19 protein-coding genes, 1 tRNA gene and 1 other RNA gene are annotated in these 17,488 nt (G+C 64.3%); 17 read left to right on the top strand and 4 right to left on the bottom strand.

What is annotated here, in order from left to right; all coding sequences use genetic code 11:
• Window positions 1–5: 5 nt before the first annotated feature.
• Entirely contained in the window at window positions 6–545 is a 540-nt protein-coding gene (locus ACEWQZ_RS09740; protein ID WP_476482900.1) for a UPF0149 family protein, read from the bottom strand.
• Window positions 546–673: 128 nt separating this feature from the next.
• Between ACEWQZ_RS09740 and ACEWQZ_RS09745 the strand changes: the two genes are divergently transcribed.
• The 6 genes from ACEWQZ_RS09745 (at window position 674) to rpiA (ending at window position 3,217) form a co-directional block, all read left to right on the top strand.
• On the top strand, window positions 674–898 hold the full coding sequence (locus ACEWQZ_RS09745; RefSeq protein WP_476482901.1) for a TIGR02449 family protein: 225 nt from the start codon (window positions 674–676) through the stop codon (window positions 896–898).
• Between the two features lie 5 nt (window positions 899–903).
• Window positions 904–1,203, top strand: coding sequence for a cell division protein ZapA (locus ACEWQZ_RS09750; RefSeq protein ID WP_476482902.1), 300 nt, complete (start codon window positions 904–906; stop codon window positions 1,201–1,203).
• A gap of 13 nt (window positions 1,204–1,216) precedes the next feature.
• Window positions 1,217–1,401, top strand: a non-coding RNA gene (ssrS, locus tag ACEWQZ_RS09755) — 6S RNA.
• Window positions 1,402–1,440: 39 nt separating this feature from the next.
• The gene (locus tag ACEWQZ_RS09760; RefSeq protein ID WP_476482903.1) at window positions 1,441–2,064 is read left to right on the top strand and encodes a 5-formyltetrahydrofolate cyclo-ligase; all 624 of its coding nucleotides are present in this window, start codon (window positions 1,441–1,443) and stop codon (window positions 2,062–2,064) included.
• Between the two features lie 41 nt (window positions 2,065–2,105).
• On the top strand, window positions 2,106–2,567 hold the full coding sequence (locus ACEWQZ_RS09765; protein ID WP_476482904.1) for an EVE domain-containing protein: 462 nt from the start codon (window positions 2,106–2,108) through the stop codon (window positions 2,565–2,567).
• Window positions 2,564–3,217 (top strand): ribose-5-phosphate isomerase RpiA, encoded by a 654-nt coding sequence (rpiA, locus tag ACEWQZ_RS09770; protein ID WP_476482905.1) that lies wholly within the window; start codon window positions 2,564–2,566, stop codon window positions 3,215–3,217. Before ACEWQZ_RS09765 ends, rpiA begins: the two co-directional genes overlap by 4 nt.
• 12 nt (window positions 3,218–3,229) lie before the next feature.
• Here rpiA and ACEWQZ_RS09775 read toward each other — a convergent pair whose 3' ends face one another.
• The gene (locus ACEWQZ_RS09775; protein ID WP_476482906.1) at window positions 3,230–4,264 is read right to left on the bottom strand and encodes a GGDEF domain-containing protein; all 1,035 of its coding nucleotides are present in this window, start codon (window positions 4,262–4,264) and stop codon (window positions 3,230–3,232) included.
• A 153-nt stretch (window positions 4,265–4,417) separates the two neighbouring features.
• Between ACEWQZ_RS09775 and dusA the strand changes: the two genes are divergently transcribed.
• Window positions 4,418–5,404: a tRNA dihydrouridine(20/20a) synthase DusA gene (gene dusA / locus ACEWQZ_RS09780; RefSeq protein WP_476482907.1), complete on the top strand. Its 987-nt coding sequence runs from the start codon at window positions 4,418–4,420 to the stop codon at window positions 5,402–5,404.
• Between the two features lie 33 nt (window positions 5,405–5,437).
• Window positions 5,438–6,400, top strand: a complete 963-nt coding sequence (locus tag ACEWQZ_RS09785) for a bile acid:sodium symporter family protein (protein ID WP_476482908.1) — start codon at window positions 5,438–5,440, stop codon at window positions 6,398–6,400.
• A 21-nt stretch (window positions 6,401–6,421) separates the two neighbouring features.
• On the opposite strand, the gene ACEWQZ_RS09790 is transcribed toward ACEWQZ_RS09785, so the two are convergent.
• Together ACEWQZ_RS09790 and ACEWQZ_RS09795 are read right to left on the bottom strand one after the other, a co-directional pair.
• A complete protein-coding gene (locus ACEWQZ_RS09790; RefSeq protein ID WP_476482909.1) occupies window positions 6,422–7,681 on the bottom strand; it encodes an MFS transporter in 1,260 nt (419 codons plus the stop codon).
• A 121-nt stretch (window positions 7,682–7,802) separates the two neighbouring features.
• Window positions 7,803–8,756, bottom strand: coding sequence for an aspartyl/asparaginyl beta-hydroxylase domain-containing protein (locus ACEWQZ_RS09795; RefSeq protein ID WP_476482910.1), 954 nt, complete (start codon window positions 8,754–8,756; stop codon window positions 7,803–7,805).
• Between the two features lie 131 nt (window positions 8,757–8,887).
• On the opposite strand from ACEWQZ_RS09795, the gene ACEWQZ_RS09800 reads away from it, so the two are divergent.
• The 9 genes from ACEWQZ_RS09800 (at window position 8,888) to ACEWQZ_RS09840 (ending at window position 17,459) form a co-directional block, all read left to right on the top strand.
• On the top strand, window positions 8,888–9,832 hold the full coding sequence (locus ACEWQZ_RS09800) for an arginine deiminase-related protein (RefSeq protein ID WP_476482911.1): 945 nt from the start codon (window positions 8,888–8,890) through the stop codon (window positions 9,830–9,832).
• 132 nt (window positions 9,833–9,964) lie between these two features.
• Window positions 9,965–10,198 (top strand): PepSY domain-containing protein, encoded by a 234-nt coding sequence (locus ACEWQZ_RS09805; RefSeq protein WP_476482912.1) that lies wholly within the window; start codon window positions 9,965–9,967, stop codon window positions 10,196–10,198.
• 4 nt (window positions 10,199–10,202) lie between these two features.
• A complete protein-coding gene (locus ACEWQZ_RS09810) occupies window positions 10,203–10,880 on the top strand; it encodes a response regulator transcription factor (protein ID WP_476482913.1) in 678 nt (225 codons plus the stop codon).
• Between the two features lie 9 nt (window positions 10,881–10,889).
• Window positions 10,890–12,260, top strand: coding sequence for an ATP-binding protein (locus ACEWQZ_RS09815; RefSeq protein WP_476482914.1), 1,371 nt, complete (start codon window positions 10,890–10,892; stop codon window positions 12,258–12,260).
• Window positions 12,257–13,075, top strand: a complete 819-nt coding sequence (gene mazG, locus ACEWQZ_RS09820; RefSeq protein WP_476482915.1) for a nucleoside triphosphate pyrophosphohydrolase — start codon at window positions 12,257–12,259, stop codon at window positions 13,073–13,075. Before ACEWQZ_RS09815 ends, mazG begins: the two co-directional genes overlap by 4 nt.
• A gap of 80 nt (window positions 13,076–13,155) precedes the next feature.
• Complete coding sequence (locus tag ACEWQZ_RS09825) at window positions 13,156–15,831, top strand: bifunctional acetate--CoA ligase family protein/GNAT family N-acetyltransferase (protein ID WP_476482916.1); 2,676 nt, start codon at window positions 13,156–13,158, stop codon at window positions 15,829–15,831.
• Window positions 15,832–15,884: 53 nt separating this feature from the next.
• Window positions 15,885–15,959 (top strand) — tRNA-Lys (locus tag ACEWQZ_RS09830).
• Window positions 15,960–15,997: 38 nt separating this feature from the next.
• On the top strand, window positions 15,998–16,675 hold the full coding sequence (trmB, locus tag ACEWQZ_RS09835; protein ID WP_476482917.1) for a tRNA (guanine(46)-N(7))-methyltransferase TrmB: 678 nt from the start codon (window positions 15,998–16,000) through the stop codon (window positions 16,673–16,675).
• Entirely contained in the window at window positions 16,653–17,459 is an 807-nt protein-coding gene (locus ACEWQZ_RS09840; protein ID WP_476482918.1) for a class I SAM-dependent methyltransferase, read from the top strand. The genes trmB and ACEWQZ_RS09840 overlap by 23 nt, the downstream gene beginning before the upstream one ends.
• Window positions 17,460–17,488 lie beyond the last annotated feature (29 nt).

Here is a 17,488-nt window from a genome sequence, read left to right on the forward strand (position 1 = left end):
CCTGGTCAGTGTTTGGTCGCGCCGACCCGGCATTCCTCGCGCAGCATCAGGATGGCCATGCGCACGAACTCGACCAGCTCGGTATAGGCGCCCTCTTCTGCTTCCTGGTCGGATTCCGGGTCGGTGGCCGCCCGCGCGATCTGTTCGATCATGCGCAGCGCGTCGCCGGCATCGTCGGAGCGAATCGTCGGGCCGGCGGCCCCAAAGCCGGTCAGAAAACCCGAGCACCAGTGCGCCAGGCAGCGCGTGCGCTCGGCCAGCGGTCGGTCCTCGGTCGGCAACAGCAGCTGAAAATCCATGTTTTCGGAGGCCAGCTCGTTGCGCAGCTGGTTCAGCGCCGGACCCAGCTGGTCGAGAATGCGCTCGGAGGTCCAGTCGCCCACCTGCAGGGCGGCCAGGTGCGTGGCCAGCTCGTTCTCGTCCTGGTCAGGCTTGCCGCATAAAAGCCCGGCGACCACGGCATGAGTTTCCGCGACGGTTTCGGGCGCGCTGTCGGCGGCCACGGCCAGAAGCCAGGCCAGCCTTGATTCCTGTTCGCTCGTCATCGATTGAAATGCCTGAAAACGGATTTTCAAGTTTATCATCGGGGCGTGGGCCTGACCGGGCAGTTGTGAAGCCGCTTGACAGGTTCTATGATTAAGCCTTTGATAGATTTCGGAATGGATGGCCACCCATGGATTCGCTGGAACACACCGCTCGCAACGTCGACAGGCTCGAACAGCGTTTTTCCGAGCTGTTCGAGCGTCTGGAGCGTCTGGAGGACGAGAACAGCTCATTGCTTGCACGTCAGGAGTCGCTGGTCGCCGAGCGCGCCACGCTGGTGCAGCGCAATGAAGAGGCCCGTACGCGGGTCGAGGCCATGATCGAGCGTCTCAAGGCGCTGGAAAGCACGGGGTAGAGCGCATGAGTCAGTCTCCCGATCCGGTCACGGTACGCATCGTCGACCGGGAATATCGCGTCATGTGCACGCCGGATCAGCGCCGCACGCTGATGGAGTCCGCCCTGTTTCTGGATCAGAAAATGCGTGACATTCGCGACTCCGGAAAGGTGTCGTCGATGGACAAGATTGCGGTGATGGCGGCACTCAACCTGGCTGAGGAAGTGCTGAGACTGCGACAGCACAACGACGATCGACACGAGCGAATCGACGCCCGGGTGGACGATTTGGCGGATCGGCTTGATCGTGCCCTGGAGCGGGACTAGACTGTGAGTCAGGCGCTCTCTGCGGTGTTCGCCAGCAGGAACGTAATATACCTTGTCCCTGCTTATCGACCTCGGGATGGCGACTTTTCAGCTGGTGTGCAGTCCGCTCGACGCGAATTGCCTGAAGGCTGAAGGAGCCAACCCACCTGAACCTCTGGTTCAAGGTCACGGCCCTGCAGCGGCATGGGCGGAGAGCGCCGCTCTTTGAATGATTTCCCCACCCGGTTTGCAACCGCCATGACCATCAGTGAGCGTAAGAGCAAGCAGCGCCGTGAGTTGATCCGGCGCCGTCTGGAGCTCGACGCCGGCCCACGCCAGCGGGCCAATACCGCGATTGCCAACGCCTTGCGCGAGCTGGTCGAGCAGACCCGAGCCCGCAGCGTGGCCGCTTTCATGGCCCACCGGGGAGAACCCGACCTGATGCCCGTGCTCGAATGGCTCGCAGCCAACGAGCGGATCGTGCTGCTGCCGGTGGTGCGTGATCGTGCCATGCATTTTCGTCGCTGGCGGCCGGAGGCGGCCATGCAAGCCAATCGTTTCGGCATTCTCGAGCCCGTGGGCCCGGAAGAACTCGCGCCTGCACAGATCGATCTGGTGTTGATGCCGCTGGTCGGCTTTGCTGCCGACGGTGCGCGCCTGGGCATGGGAGCCGGGTTTTACGATCGCGTGTTCGAGTATCGCCACGACCGCCCCGATGCCGCACCGCACCTGGTGGGCGTGGCCTACTCGGTGCAAGAGGTGGAATCGCTTTCGGTGGACAGATGGGATGTGCCGCTCGATGGCGTTGTTACCGAGAATGGTTTGCGATGGTTTTCCCGAAGCCGGGAAGCCGGCCCCGGACCTGCGCTGGGCAGGGACTGAATCGCACGGCTGAATATCACCCTGGAGAATTGTGAGGCGCAATGAATTACTGGCTGATGAAAACCGAGCCCAACGAGTTCGGGATCGACGATCTCGAGCGCGTCGGCACTGAGCCCTGGGACGGCGTGCGCAACTACCAGGCGCGCAACTTCATGCGCGACGACATGAAGATCGGGGATGCGGTGTTCTTCTATCATTCCAACTGCAAGGTGCCGGGCATTGTCGGCATTGCTGAAGTCGCCAGCAAACCTTACCCGGACCCGACGCAGTTCGATCCGGATTCGAATTACTACGATCCCAAAAGCGATCCGGACGACCCGCGCTGGATGCTGGTCGATGTGCGCTACAAGCGCCACACTCAACGCACGATTTCGCTGCGCGAGATCAAGCAGCACGCCGATGCGCTCGAGGGCCTGCAGCTGATCAAGCGTGGCAATCGCCTGTCGGTGATGCCCATCGACCGGCAACACTGGGACTACATCATGGGAATGGAAAAGCAATGAGCCAGCAGCGACTCAAGATCGAAGTGGCGCGCGCCGCACTGAAGCAGGTCGAGGACGGCATGACTCTGGGCGTGGGTTCGGGCAGCACCGTCAACGCCTTCATCGACGAGCTGGCCGCTTCGGGCATCCGGCTCGACGGTGCGGTGTCGTCGTCGGAGGAAACAACGCAGCGTCTGCAGGCAGCCGGGGTGAACGTGGTCGATCTCAATCAGGCCGGCTCTCTCGAGCTCTATATCGACGGCGCCGACGAGGTGGACGAACACAAACGTTTGATCAAGGGCGGCGGTGGTGCGCTCACGCGCGAAAAAATCATCGCCGCGGCCAGCCGTCGCTTCATTTGCATCGTCGATGCTTCCAAGTGCGTTGACGTGCTCGGCGAGTTTCCCCTGCCAATCGAGGTGATCCCGATGGCGCGCGCGATGATCGCGCGCAAACTCGTTGGCATGGGGGGGCGTCCCGAGCTGCGCGCGGACTTCATCACCGATAATGGCAACCCGATCCTGGACGTGCGCCATCTCGACCTGGTCGATCCGGTCCGGGTCGAAAATGAAATCAACCAGATTCCGGGGGTCGTGACCTGCGGACTGTTTGCCGCGCGCGGCGCCGATACCGTTCTGGTGGCCACGGAAAGCGGAATCGAGCAGAAATAGACCCCTGTTCGCTCAGGCGATGATCAAGCGATTGCGTCCGTTACGCTTGGCTTCGTAAAGCGCCTGATCGGCTCGCGCCAGCCATTGCGACCAGTTTTCCCCTTCTCTGAGTATCGCCGCGCCGGCCGAGAAGTGCAGGGGGCTGCCCGGGCACTGCACCTTGCCGCTCAAGCGCCCGTGCAGCTGGTTCAGGCTGGGCGCGGTGGTTTCAACTTCGATATTGCGCAGCAGGACGACAAACTCCTCGCCGCCCAGGCGATACAGGCCATCCTCGGTTCGCAGCGCATCACGCAACATGGTCACGAATCGTTCCAGGACCTTGTCACCGGCTTCGTGGCCGAATTCGTCGTTGATGTTCTTGAAGTGATCAAGATCGAGTACGACCAGGACTGCAGGCCGGCGACTGCGCTTGTGCTCGGCAGTGACTTGCTCCAGATCGTGCTGCATCAGTCGGCGGTTTCCCGCGCCGGTCAGGGGGTCGAGCGTGGCCAGCTTGGACAGCATTCGCCGCTGCTCACGCATGCGGTTGGTGAACACCAGGCCGGAACCGGAGATCAGCACCGCAACGGTCGCCCAGCTGATCTGGTGCAGCGGGGAGCTGAACAGGGCAAGGTGGGTTGCCAGGGTGACGATAATGACCAGATTGCAGAGAATCGCGAGATGGCGCGGCAGCACCAGAAAGTTGATCCACAGCACCAGGTAGGCCCACAGCAGACCGTTGGGGCTCACCAGCGTGGCGCTGAGCAGGCACGACAGGCTGATGATGAAGCCGAAGACGATCAGGGCCCGTCGCCGGAAGCCGGGCACGCGCCCGAGCAGCAGGGTCAGGGCAAGCATCAGTACGATGATGGCGTTGACCAGCGCGCCGCTGAGATCGTGGCTGAGATAGCGGTAGACGACAAAGCCCGACACGATCAGGATGGTCGTGACGCCGCAATAGTTCATCACCGTGATCTCGATGCTGCGCCGCGCCATTCCCGCCGGCCAGTCGAGCGTCGGCCGGGGCTCGTCGTTGGACTCCTGTGCGGAACCCTTGCGGAACAGCATGGCTACCCCCGAGATGGTCGATTCAGGCGCCGACCATCAAGCTATGGTGCCGTCGAATATGCCACAGGATCATGGTTTGCAGCAAGCAGACCGCCGCCATGGCTCGGCCTGCCCGGTTAGAATATCGGGAGTTTTCAGCAGGTCCCTGGTGGCGTGTTTTCCCTTCCGAATGAAACGCTGAGCGTCGCTCCGATGATGGACTGGACCGATCGTCATTGTCGGTACTTTCATCGTCTGCTGGCGCCGCGGGCGGTGCTCTACACCGAAATGGTGACCACCGGCGCCGTCATCCATGGTGACCGCGAGCGACTGCTGGGCTTCGACCCGGCCGAGCACCCCGTCGTGCTCCAGCTGGGCGGGAGCGATCCCGGAGAACTGGCGCAGGCCGCTCGAATTGGTGCCGACTGCGGTTACGACGCCATCAATCTCAACGTCGGCTGCCCGTCCGATCGCGTTCAGAAAGGACGCTTCGGCGCCTGCTTGATGAAAGAGCCGGAGTTGGTGCGTGACTGTCTGAGCGCAATGCGCGAGTCGGTGCAGGTGCCGGTGACAGTCAAGACGCGCGTCGGCGTCGACGAATTTGATGACCAGGACTTTCTCTTTGATTTCGTCGAGGAGGTGCTGGCCAGTGGCATCGAGACCGTTGTTGTTCACGCGCGCAAGGCCTGGCTTTCGGGGCTAAGCCCCAGGGAGAACCGGGAAGTGCCGCCGCTGCGCTACGAGCGCGTGTACGCCCTCAAGCGCCGGTTTCCGGAGCTGCTGGTTACGCTCAATGGCGGGGTGGTCGATATTGCCTCGGCGCGCGAGCACCTGAAACGAACTGACGGCGTGATGCTCGGCCGCGCCGCCTATCAGAATCCCTGGATTCTCGCCGAACTCAGCCGCGAACTCGGTTGGCCGGCTGCACCCTCACGTCGCGATGTGGTCGACCACATGGTTACCTACGCCCGGCGCCATATTGATTCAGGCGGGCGCCTGCATCACGTTGCTCGCCACATGCTGGGGCTGTTTCACGGCCAGCCGCGTGGTCGTCAATGGCGGCGTTTCCTGAGTGAGAACATGCATCAGCCCGGTGCCAGCGCCGAGCTGCTGCTCCAGGCCTTGCCTGCCGCGCCGCGTTCGGCCGTTGCCGCGCCCTGACGCCCCCATGCTTCGCCCGCGAGTCCGGAGACGATGAAGTATCTGCGTCTGCTCTTCGACCGCTTCACGCTGGGCCTGCTGGCCGTGGTCGCCGTGGCCATTGTCCTGCCGGCGCGCGGCGCGGCCGCGCCGCTTTTCGACGGCCTGGCGGTGGGTGCCGTGGCTCTGCTGTTCTTCCTCCACGGCGCCAAACTCTCACGCCAGGCGATCATTGCCGGCCTCGGCCACTGGCGGCTGCACGCCGTGGTCTTTGCCTGCACCTTTCTCCTGTTTCCGCTTCTGGGACTGGTGCTGCAACCGGTGTTGCAGCCGCTGACCGGGGCGACGCTGTATGCCGGCGTCATCTATCTGTGTCTGCTGCCGGCGACCGTACAGTCGGCCATTGCCTTTACCTCGCTGGCGCGCGGCAACGTGCCGGCGGCGGTGTGCAGTGCCGCGGCCTCGAGCCTGATCGGCATTGTCGTCACCCCGCTTCTGGTCATGCTGATCATGGACATCGGGGGCAGCGAGCTGATCGACCTGGGCAGCGCCGGGCGCATTGTCATGCAGCTGCTGGTGCCGTTTCTGGCCGGGCAGTTGGCGCGTCGCTGGATCGGCGTGTGGATCGCCCTGCGGCCGCGCCTGGTGCGAGCCGTCGATCAGGGCTCCATTCTGCTGGTCGTCTACGCGGCCTTCAGCGCCTCGGTCATCGGAGGTCTGTGGCAGACCGTACCGGTCACTGACCTGCTGGGCTTGACCATCGTGTGCTGCCTGCTGCTGGCGGTCGTCCTGTTGCTGGTCTGGTGGCTGGCAAGGCGCCTGGGCTTCAATATGGAAGACCGCATCACGATCCTGTTTGCCGGCTCCAAGAAGAGCCTGGCCACCGGCGTGCCCATGGCCCAGATCCTGTTTTCTGCCGCCACCGTGGGCGCCATGATCCTGCCGCTGATGATCTTCCACCAGATCCAGCTCATGGTTTGTGCAGTGCTGGCGCGGCGGTTCTCGGAGCGCCCCTGAGCGTCGGCAAGCCGCGGGCCATCAGTTTGCAGCGTCGCCGGGGCCGGGGGGCGGCCGCAGGTCGGGCAGCAGCGCCGCGACCGCGCCCAGCAGCGGCAGAAAGGCGCATACCTGGTAGACGAAGATGATGCTGGTGTGGTCAGCCAGCAGGCCCAGCGCGCCGGCGCCAATGCCGCCGAGGCCGAACGACAGGCCGTAAAGCATGCCGGAGATGGCGCCGATGCGATGGGGCACCAGATCCTGGGCGTAGACGATGATCGCAGGAAAGGCCGACGCCAGAATGATGCCGATGATCACGCTGAGCACCGCGGTGGCGGTCAGGCCAACGTGCGGCATCAGCAGGGTGAATGGAGCAACGCCCAGAATGGAGATCCAGATGACCGTCTTGCGGCCGATTCGATCGCTGATCGGGCCGCCGATCAGCGTGCCGACGGCCACGGCCGCCAGAAACAGGAACAGATGGATCTGAGCGCTGAACACCGACACATCAAAGCGCTCGATCAGATAGAACTGCAGATAGGTGCTGATGCTGGCCAGATACAGGTGCTTGGAAAAAATCAGCACCATGAGCACGGCAATGATGCGATAGACGGCGGCCTTCGATTCGATCGGTGGCCTTGTGGCAGCGCTCGGGCGTCTGCGGTGTTCGGCAACCTGCTGTGCATACCAGCGCCCGACCTGCAGCAGAACGACAATGGCCAGCAGGGCCGCCAGCGCGAACCAGCTCACGCTGATGCGCCCGTTGGGCAGCACCACCCAGGCTGCCAGCAGCGGTCCGAGTGAGGTGCCGGCGTTGCCGCCGATCTGGAATATCGACTGCGCCATTCCGAAGCGCCCGCCGGCGGCCATGCGCGCCACCCGTGCCGACTCCGGGTGAAAGATGGATGACCCGGTGCCTACCAGCGAAGCCGCCAGCAACAGCAGCGGATAGCTTGGCGCGGTTGCCAGCAGCAGCAGTCCGCTCAGCGTAAAGCTCATGCCCACCGGCAGCGAGTAGGGCAGCGCGCGCCGGTCGGCCAACAGCCCGACTGCGGGCTGCAGCAGCGAGGCGGTCAGTTGATAGGTCAGCGTGATCAGCCCGATCTGTAGAAAGCTCAGATCGAAGTCGGCCTTGAGCAGCGGGTAGAGGGCGAGTATCAACGACTGGATCATGTCGTTGAGCAGGTGCGTGAAGCTGATTGCTCCGAGCACGCCGAAAACCGGCCCGTGCCCGCTCTTGCCTTGCGGTGCCGGTCTCTCAGTGCTGCCGTCGACGGCAACGTGATGCATGGTTGTGCGCATGAGCGAGGATTGTGGCAGAAATCATGTGTGACAGGCCCGGTTCATCGGTTGCAGCCGTGGTCGAGCCGGCCGCCGGTTGGCGACCGGCTGGCTCAAGCGCAGCTCGGGCAGGCGTTTCTGGTCATGATGGCCAGACTCCAGCCGCCTTGAGCAGCGGCTGAATCAGGAGCCACCAGACAAACACCACGATCAGCAGGTACTTCCCGGTGTAGTAAATGGTTCGATTCCAGGCCTTGATGCGGGCAAACATCTGACCGAGCACATCGACGCCGGCGAAGATGCGATTGAGGAAACCGACCTTTTCGCTCGGCACGTTGCGCGTTGCCGAGGCCTTGACCACGTGGTTGATCATGAAGCGGTTGATGGCACGTACGACCGGGTTGCGAATGGGGCGCTCGACGTCGCAGAACAGGATGATGCGGTACTCGTCGGTGTCATTTTCGACGCTGTGGATGTAGGTCTCGTCAAAAAGCAGGTCCTCGCCATCGCGCCAGGCGTAGCGCTGATCATCGACGTAGATGCGGCAGTCGTCGGAGTTGGGCGTGTCGAGTCCCAGGTGGTAGCGCAGCGCGCCGCCGAAGGGATCGCGATGAGCGCCCAGCCGACCGCGCGGCGGCAGAACGGCAAACATGGCCGCATGAACGGTCGGGATTTGATGCACCAGTTCGACCGTCTTCGGGCACAGCTTTTCGGCCGACGGATAGCCATCGTTGTACCACTTGAGGTAGAAGCGCGTCCAGCCGCGCTTGAAAAAGCTGTTGAAGGCCAGGTCGTTACGCCCGTCAGCGGCCCGGATGTCGCCGTCTTCGTAGAGCCTGCGCGCCTCGTCGCGAATGGTCTCCCAGTTGTCTTTCAGAAGATCGAGCTCGGGAAAGTCACGACGGTCCAGAATCGGCTGTGCCGGCGCCTGTGAGAACAGATACATGAGCGCGTTGTAGGGCGCGATGAAGGTCGAGTGATCGGTGAGCTGGCGCAGGAAGCGGTGCCTTACTTGGCCGCGAAAGTGAACAAAGGTTGCCGATGCCACCAGTATGTAGGCCAGAACGAACCTGACCGAAACCAGCTGAGCCAGCAAGGGTGAGTGCCTCCAGACAGGAATGAGCCGACCTTACAGCCTAGGCGCAGTCACCGATGCGTTGCAACCGACGGCCTTGCAGGGCGGCTGTTGATCCGCGCAGCGATCATCCGCATATTGAACTTTCATTCATGGCCATCAACAGGGCATATCTGACAGTGATTGTAAAAACTCCGGCTGAATTTCGTCAGCAGCTTCAGGACGGCTGGCTCAACAGCGACGGCCCGGCGGTTCCGCGGGCGGTTTTTCTGGTGGAACCCAGTGCTTTTCGACTCTCGAAACAGTCGGCGCGCGATAACGAGTACATGGATCTGGGCGTGGATGTCGACCCCGGCCGCGCGCTTGATCAGCATCGTGCGCTGAGCGAAGCCATCAGCGCCTGCGGTATTCCGGTGGTGCGTTTTCCGGGCAAGCCCGAGACGCCTGATGACGTCTTTCCCAACAACGTCTTCGCGACCGCGCCGGGGCGCCTGATCGTGGGCGCCATGCTGCACCCCGAGCGCCAGCGCGAGGCCGAGCGGGCCGACATTCGCGGCTTTTTCAGTGACCTGATGCAATACGAGACGCTCGATCTGTCCGGTCAGGACCTGGTTGCCGAACTGACCGGTGTTCTGGTGCTCGACCGCGCCCGTCGTATCGGCTTTTGCGGGCTCACGCAGCGTGTTGACGAAGCCGGCTGCGAGGCCATGCATGAACCCTTCGGCCTGGATCTGACGTTCCAGTTCGATCTCGCCGAAGGCGAATACCACACCAACGTGGTCATGGCCGTGCTCGCCTCGCGTGCGCTCATCATCTGCCCGGAGGCCTTCGCCGACCCGGAAGTGCCCGCGGCCATTGCCGAGGCCTTTCCGGACCGGGTGCTCGAGATCAGCAGCGAGGAGAAGGACGCTTTCGCCGGCAACGTCATTGCCTTGAGCTTCGAGGATCTGTTCATGAGCCAGACCGCCATCGATGCTCTGGCGCCGGAAAAGCTCGCCCGTCTGGAAGAGTGGGGTTTCACCATCCACGGCGTCGAGCTCGACGAGATCGAAAAGGCCGGCGGCAGCCTGCGCTGCTGCGTTGCCGAGATTTACTGACGCTCCGGACCGAGCCCCGCGCGGTTGCGATGACCGCTGTCGCGCGGGCTTCCTTGAGCCTGTGGCGGCGGGTTCAGCAATGATTAATCGCGCCGCGCTAGAATCGTCCCGTCCACTGACCGAAGCGCCGCCATGTCCCGACTGTTTCGCCAACTCCTGATTGCCACTATCCTGGCTGCCGCGCTGGTGACGTCGGTCTGGGCGATCACGCTCGAGGAGGCCGCGCGGCAGGTGGCCAACGAATACGACGCCCGCGTGGTCTCGGCCCATACCGTCGAACGCGACGGGCGTCGCCTGCACGTTATCCGCATTGTCACTGGCGACGGCGTGGTGCGCACGGTGCGCGTACCCGCCGACGAGGACTGAAATCATGCGTATTCTGGTAGTCGAGGACGAAACCGAGCTGCGCGAACTGCTCGGCCGCGCGCTCAAACGGCAGGGGCACGCGGTTGATCTGGCCGCCGACGGTATCGACGGCTTGCACTATGCCACCGAATATCCGGTTGATCTCGCCATCATCGACCTTGGTCTGCCGGGCGAGAGCGGCATGGAGATCGTGCGTCGGGTGCGCGAACGCGAGCTCAGATATCCCATTCTCATTCTGACCGCTCGTTCAGACTGGCAGGACAAGGTCGAGGCGCTCGAGATCGGCGCCGATGACTACGTCACCAAGCCCTTCCGTATCGAAGAGCTGATGGCGCGCGTCAACGCGCTGCTGCGCCGCTCGGCCGGCCACGCGGCGCCGGAAGTGCGCATCGGGCCGCTGCAGGTCAATCTATCCAGCCAGGATGTGCACCTCGACGGTGAGCCGATGGAGCTGACGACCTTCGAGTACAAGGTACTGGAGTACTTCGTGCTGCATCCGGATCGGGTCGTGTCCAAGATGGAACTCAACGAGCATCTCTACGACGAGGACGCCGATCCCGACAGCAACGTCATCGAGGTGATCATCGGCCGCCTGCGCCGGAAGCTCGATCCGGAAAGCGAATGGCAGCCGATCGAAACGCTGCGCGGGCGCGGCTACCGTTTTCGCCAGGACACAGACTGAGCGCTGGCCATGGCCGCGCGCAACGCTGCCTCGCCCTCGCTGCTGGTGCGCCTGCTGGTCGGTGCCGGGCTGGCCCTGCTGATCGCTCTGGCCGCCGTTGGCGGCGCCATTGACCGGGTATTCACCAATGCCGCCGAGGCCAACATGCACGAGCGCCTCGAAGCGGTGGTCTATCTGATCCTGTCAACAATCGAAGTGGATCGGAGCGGGCAGCCGAGCATGCCCGAATCACTGGCCGAGCCACGTCTCAATCGACCGGGATCGAGCCTGCACGGCGGCGCCATGACGCCGCAGGGCGAGTGGCGTTCACCGTCGCTTGTGGGCGTGGTGCCGCAACCCAGGGCGCGCCGTATCGAGCGCGGCAGCGAGCTGTTCCGCGGCCTGGAGGCTGACGGCAACTGGAACGTGTTCGCCCTTGGCCTGGGCTGGGAGCTGCCCGATGGTCGCGTCATCGACCTCACGATCTGGGCGGCCGAAGACCCCAACCGCCTGCGCATGGAGCTGGCCGGGTTCCGCGAGGATCTGTGGCGCTGGCTGGGTCTGGCGGCGGTGCTCATCATCGCCGGCCAGGCCGGGTTGCTGCTGATCATTCTCAGGCCGTTGCGGCGCGTGGCCGCCGAAGTGGCCGCCATCGAAACGGGACGGCGCGAGGGCATCGAGGGAGCCTATCCACGCGAACTGCGGCCGCTGACCGACAACCTCAACGCGCTGCTGGCCGCCGAGCGCGACAATGCCCGACGTTATTCCGAAGCGCTGGCCGACCTGGCCCACGCGCTGAAAACGCCGGTGGCCGTGCTGCGCGCCCGCCTGGAGTCGAGTGAGTCGGTTCAGCCCAGGGATCTCTCGCGACAGCTCGATGACATGGAGCAGACCATCCGCCGCCAGCTCGAGCGCGCCCAGCGCTCCACTCGGCGGACGCTGCCCGGTGCCGTTGCAGCGCGCCCCATTCTAGAGCGCATGGCCGATTCGCTGGAGCGCCTGTACGTGGATGCCGGCCTGCGCGCCGAAGTCGCCGGCGACGCACAACTGGTTGCGCGCATGGACGAGCGCGACTTCTGGGAAGTGTGCGGCAACCTGATGGAAAACGCCGCCAAGTACGGCAACGGCCGGCTGCGCGCGACCGTGCGCTCGGGCGAGCCGGGTGCAAGGCACGACGGCTTGATCGTCGAGATAGAGGATGACGGGCCGGGCATCGCCGGCCTCGAGATCAAGCGCCTGTTCGAGCGCGGCCAGCGTGGTGATGAGCAAGCGCAGCGCGAAGGGCAGGGGCTGGGTCTGTCGATCGTGCGCGAGCTGGTCGAGGCCAACGGTGGTCGGCTGGAAGTCGACCGCGGGGCACTCGGCGGGGCACGCTTTCGGGTTATCCTGCCGCCACGATGAGCAAACCGGTTTCCAGCGACGATGACGCCATCCAGCGGCTGATCGCCATCATGGCGCAACTGCGCGATCCAGATCGCGGCTGCCCCTGGGACCGTGAGCAGACCTTTCGCAGCATCGCGCCCTACACCATCGAAGAAGCACATGAAGTGGCCGACGCCATCGAGCGCGAGGATGTCGACGACCTGCGCGACGAGCTCGGCGACCTGCTCTTTCAGGTGGTTTTTCACGCCCGCATGGCTGAAGAACAGTCCCTGTTCGACTTCAGCGATGTGGCTGCCAGCATCTCTGACAAGATGGTGCGCCGCCACCCGCATGTGTTTAGCGACGCATCCTTCGACAGCGCCGCGCAGCAGGTCGCCAGCTGGGAAGAGATCAAGGCGGCCGAGCGCGCCGAAAAGGGGCAGGCCGATGCCGGCCTGCTCGACGGCGTTGCACGCGGGCTGCCGGCGCTCCGGCGTGCCGTCAAGCTCCAAAAGCGCGCTGCGCGCGTTGGTTTTGACTGGCCGGATATCGAGCCCATCTTCGACAAGCTGCGCGAAGAGACCGATGAACTGCGCGCTGCGCTCGCCAACGAGGACGCGGACAATATCGAAGAAGAAGTTGGCGACCTGCTGTTTGTGATCACCAACCTGGCGCGCAAGCTCGACGTTGATCCCGGCGCGGCACTTCGGCGCTGCAACCACAAGTTCGAGCGGCGTTTTCGGACCATGGAATCGCTGGCGCACGAGCGCGCGCTCGACCTGGCTGATCTTGACCACCCCGAACTCGAGGCGGTCTACAAGGCGGCCAAGGCGAGGCTCAACGAGCGGGATTGAGCCTGCAGCCGCTGCGCCGCCCCCGGCGGCGACCGTGCTAACCTGCCCCCGATACAACCAATCCTCCCAGGGAGCCGGGCATGTCCATTCGCCATCTCGACCGCATGTTCCAACCGCGCTCGATCGCGGTCTTCGGTGCCTCGGATCGGTCCGGCAGCGTCGGTCAGGCGGTGTTTTCCAATCTGCTTGATGGTGGCTTCAAGGGCGCACTTTATCCGCTCAATCTGAATCATCGCGAGGTGGCCGGTCGGCGTGCTTTTCGCAGCAGCCGCGACCTGCCTGAGGCGCCCGACCTGGGCGTGATCTGTACGCCGCCGCCGACTGTCCCCGGCATCATTGACGAGCTGGGCATGCTGGGTACGCGGGCTGCGGTCGTCATAACCGCCGGCTTCAGCGAAGCCAGTCAGGCCGTCGGCCGTGATCTCGAGTCGGAAATGCTCGCGCATGCCGGTCGCCACGGGCTGCGTTTTCTCGGCCCCAACTGCGTCGGGTTGATGGTGCCGGGCAGCGGCCTGAACGCCAGCTTCGCACCGGGTCGGCCCGCGCCCGGACGCGTTGCCTTTGTCACCCAGTCCGGCGCGCTGGCCACCACGGTGCTCGACTGGGCGGCCGAGCGTGATATCGGCTTCTCGTCGTTCGTCTCGATGGGCAACTGCCTGGATGTCGACATCGGCGACGTCATTGACTACCTGGGCTCGGATGTCCGCACGCGCTCGATCCTGCTGTACATGGAAGCACTGACCGACGGGCGCAAGTTCATGTCCGCCTCGCGGGCCGCTTCGCGCAACAAGCCGCTGGTGGTGGTCAAGTCCGGGCGCGCGCCCGAAGGCGCCAAAGCCGCGGCCTCGCACACCGGCGCGCTGGCCGGCCGCGACGAGGTCTACGCCGCGGCCATCCGCCGCGCCGGTGCGCTGCGCGTCGACGGCATCGAGGACCTTTTTCGTGCCGCCGAGTTTCTTGGCCGCGTGCGTCCGCACCGGGGCGGGCGCCTGGCGATTCTGACCAACGGCGGGGGGCCGGGCATTCTGGCCACGGACGAGCTGGTGCTTGGCGGCGGGCAGCTGGCTGAACTGGATGCCGGTACGCTCGAAGAGCTCGACGCGGTGTTGCCGCACAACTGGTCGCGCGGCAATCCGGTTGACATCATCGGTGACGCATCGGCACAGCGTTACGTCAAGGCGCTGGAAATTCTGCTGGCGGCGGATGAGATCGATGCCGTGCTGGTGGTGCATGCGCCCACGGCCCTGGCCGGCAGCCGCGAGATCGCTGAAGGGCTGGCGCCAATCGCTGCGGCCGCGTCGAGGCCGGTTTTCGGCTGCTGGCTGGGCGGCGCCTCGGCCCGCGAGGCCTATGAGGCCTTTGCCGCCGCCGGCCTGCCGGGGTTTCTGTCGCCGACCGACGCGGTGGCTGCCTTTCTGGCCTTGCAGGAGTATCGCGCCAACCAGGTCGCGCTGATGGAAACACCGTCGGAAATGCCCACCTCCGAGCGAATGGATCCCGACTCGGTCGCGGTGGTGCTTGAGCGCGCACGTGACGAGGAGCGCACCTGGCTGAGTGAAATCGAGGCCAAACGCGTACTGTCGGCCTATGGGATTCCGGTTGTGGAAACGCGCAGGGCAAGTCCGACCCCGGACGATGCGGCGCGGCTGGCCGCGGAGATCGGTTTTCCGGTGGCGCTGAAGCTGATTTCCGCCGATATTACCCACAAGTCGGATGTCGGTGGCGTGGTGCTCGACCTGGCCTCCGAGCAGGCCGTGCGCGAGGCCGCCGAGGGTATCGCCCGCCGCGTGGCCGACCACGACAACGCCGAGCTGGAGGGCTTCTCGGTCCAGCAGATGGTTCGCCGCGCCCACAGCGTGGAATTGATCATCGGCGCCAGCACCGATCCCGTTTTCGGGCCGGTCATGCTGTTCGGCAGCGGCGGTACCTCGGTGGAGGTGGTCGCCGACACCGTCGTCGGTCTGCCGCCGCTGAACATGAGCCTGGCCCGGCAGATGATCGATCGCACGCGGGTGGCGAAACTGCTGGCCGGCTATCGTCATCGGCCGGCCGCGCGCGCTGACCTGGTCTGCGACGTACTGGTTCGCGCCGCGCGCCTGATGACCGATCTGGACATGGTCGAGTCGCTCGATATCAACCCGCTGCTGGCCGATGATGAGGGCGTGGTCGCCCTCGACGCCCGTATCGAACTCCGGGCCCCTGAAGCCGGCCCGCGACCGCAGCCGGCGATCGCACCCTATCCCACGCATCTGGTCGAGCGCGTACCTTTCGCCGGCGGTGAAATCACGATCCGGCCAATTCGTCCCGAGGACGAGCCGGCCCACCGTGATTTCTTCAACAGTCTCGAGGCCGACGACGTCCGCTTTCGCTTCTTCGGCGTGATTCGCGAGCCTGAACACTCGCAGCTGGCGCGTTTTACCCAGATTGACTACGAGCGCGAGATGGCGTTCATTGCCGCCGACGACGACAAGCGCACGCAGGGCGTGGCGCGTATCGCCAAGGACTCCACTGGCCACCGCGCCGAGTTCGCCGTGGTCGTGCGCTCGCGCATCAAGCGCCGCGGTCTCGGGCGCATCCTGCTGAAAAAGCTCATCGAGCACTGCCGGGAAACCGGCGTGCGTGAAGTGGTCGGCCAGGTGCAGCAGCAGAATGTGCGCATGCTCGGCCTGGCCGAGGACCTGGGCTTCAGGCTCGGGTCCGTGGATGAAGACGGCGTCCGCGAGGTTGTTCTGGAGCTGGCGAAAGAAAATGATTAATGCGGCTTGAGCACAGGCCGTGCCCGGGGTATTATATGCGGCTCGGTTTTCACGGGCCGTTAGCTCAATGGTAGAGCAGTAGGCTTTTAACCTATTGGTTGAAGGTTCGAGTCCTTCACGGCCCACCATCTCTTGTTCCTGCCTTCAGGCCACCTAGGTCATTCCCGTGGCTGATTCACGCATTCCGCAGACCTCGCAGACCGGCCCGCACCGGCGGCTCGAGGAGACCGTGCTGCGCCATCTTCGTCACCAGTGGCGGTCACCGATCCGTGATTACAGCCGCCGCGCCTTCAACGAGCTGGCTGTATCCATTGATCCCAACCTCCCGCTGGTGCTGGACTCGGGCTGCGGTACCGGGGCTTCGACCGCTCTGCTGGCGTCCAGGCATCCTGACAGTCTGATCATCGGTGTCGACAAGAGCGCCGCTCGCCTGGCCCGGCCGGTTGAGTTGCCAACCAATGCCTGTCTGATTCGCGCCGAACTCGCCGATTTCTGGCGCCTGGCCGTTCAGGCCGGCTGGCAGCTTGCGTATCACTATCTGCTCTATCCCAACCCCTGGCCCAAGCCCGGGCACCTCAAGCGGCGCTGGCATGGCCACCCGGCTTTCCCCGATCTGCTCGCATTGGCGGGTCGCCTGGAGCTGCGCAGCAACTTCCAGCTCTACGTCGACGAGTTTGCCCGGGCGCTGGCGCTGGCCGGAGTGGCAGACGTGAACGTGGTATCTTTTCTGCCTGACGAGCCGATCAGCCCGTTCGAGCGCAAATACGCGCGTAGCGGGCATCGCTTGTTCCAACTCACCGCCAACGTACAGAGGAAACATCATGAAAGCACTGCAGGCAGGTAGTTTTGCGATTTCGGCGCTGTTACTGACTGCTTCGGCGCTGGCCGACGACAAGCTCGAGGGCGTGATCGAAAGTTCGGAGCGTCCGTCTTCGGAAGCCGAGCGGGATCAGTATCGCCATCCCTACGAGACGCTGATGTTCTTCGGCATCGAGCCGGATATGACCGTGGTGGAAATCTCGCCCGGCGGCGGCTGGTATACCGAAATACTCGGCCCCTACCTGGCCGATGAAGGCGAGCTGATCGCCGCGCACTGGAACATGGACCAGGAAGACCTGCCCGGCTATTACGAGCCCGGCATGGCGACTTTCAAGAAGCGCATTGCGGCCGAGCGCTTCGGCGATATCGAGATCATCGCTTTTGATCCGCCGGCAATGACCGACCTGGGTGAGCCTGAATCTGCCGACATGGTGCTCACGTTCCGCAACGTGCACAGCTATGCCGGCGACGGCGGGTTTCGCGCCATGGCCAAAGCTGCTTATCAGGTGCTCAAGCCCGGCGGCATCTTCGGTATCGTCGAGCACCGCCTGCCCGAAGACCGCGCCGGCAACCAGCACATGGCCGGCGGCTACGTCAAGCAGGACTGGGTCGTGGGCGTGGTCGAGTCCGAAGGCTTCGTGCTCGATGAGGCCAGCGAGATCAATGCCAACCCCGCCGACAGCGCCGACCACCCCAACGGCGTGTGGACTCTGCCGCCAAGCCTGAACGTGCCCGAGGGTGAAGACGAAGAAAAATATCTTCAGATCGGCGAAAGCGACCGCTTCACTCTGAGGTTCATCAAGCGCTGATTGGCTCGCTCGCGAGCCAATCAGCGTCC

The sequence above is a fragment of the Wenzhouxiangella sp. YN1 genome (assembly GCF_056324145.1).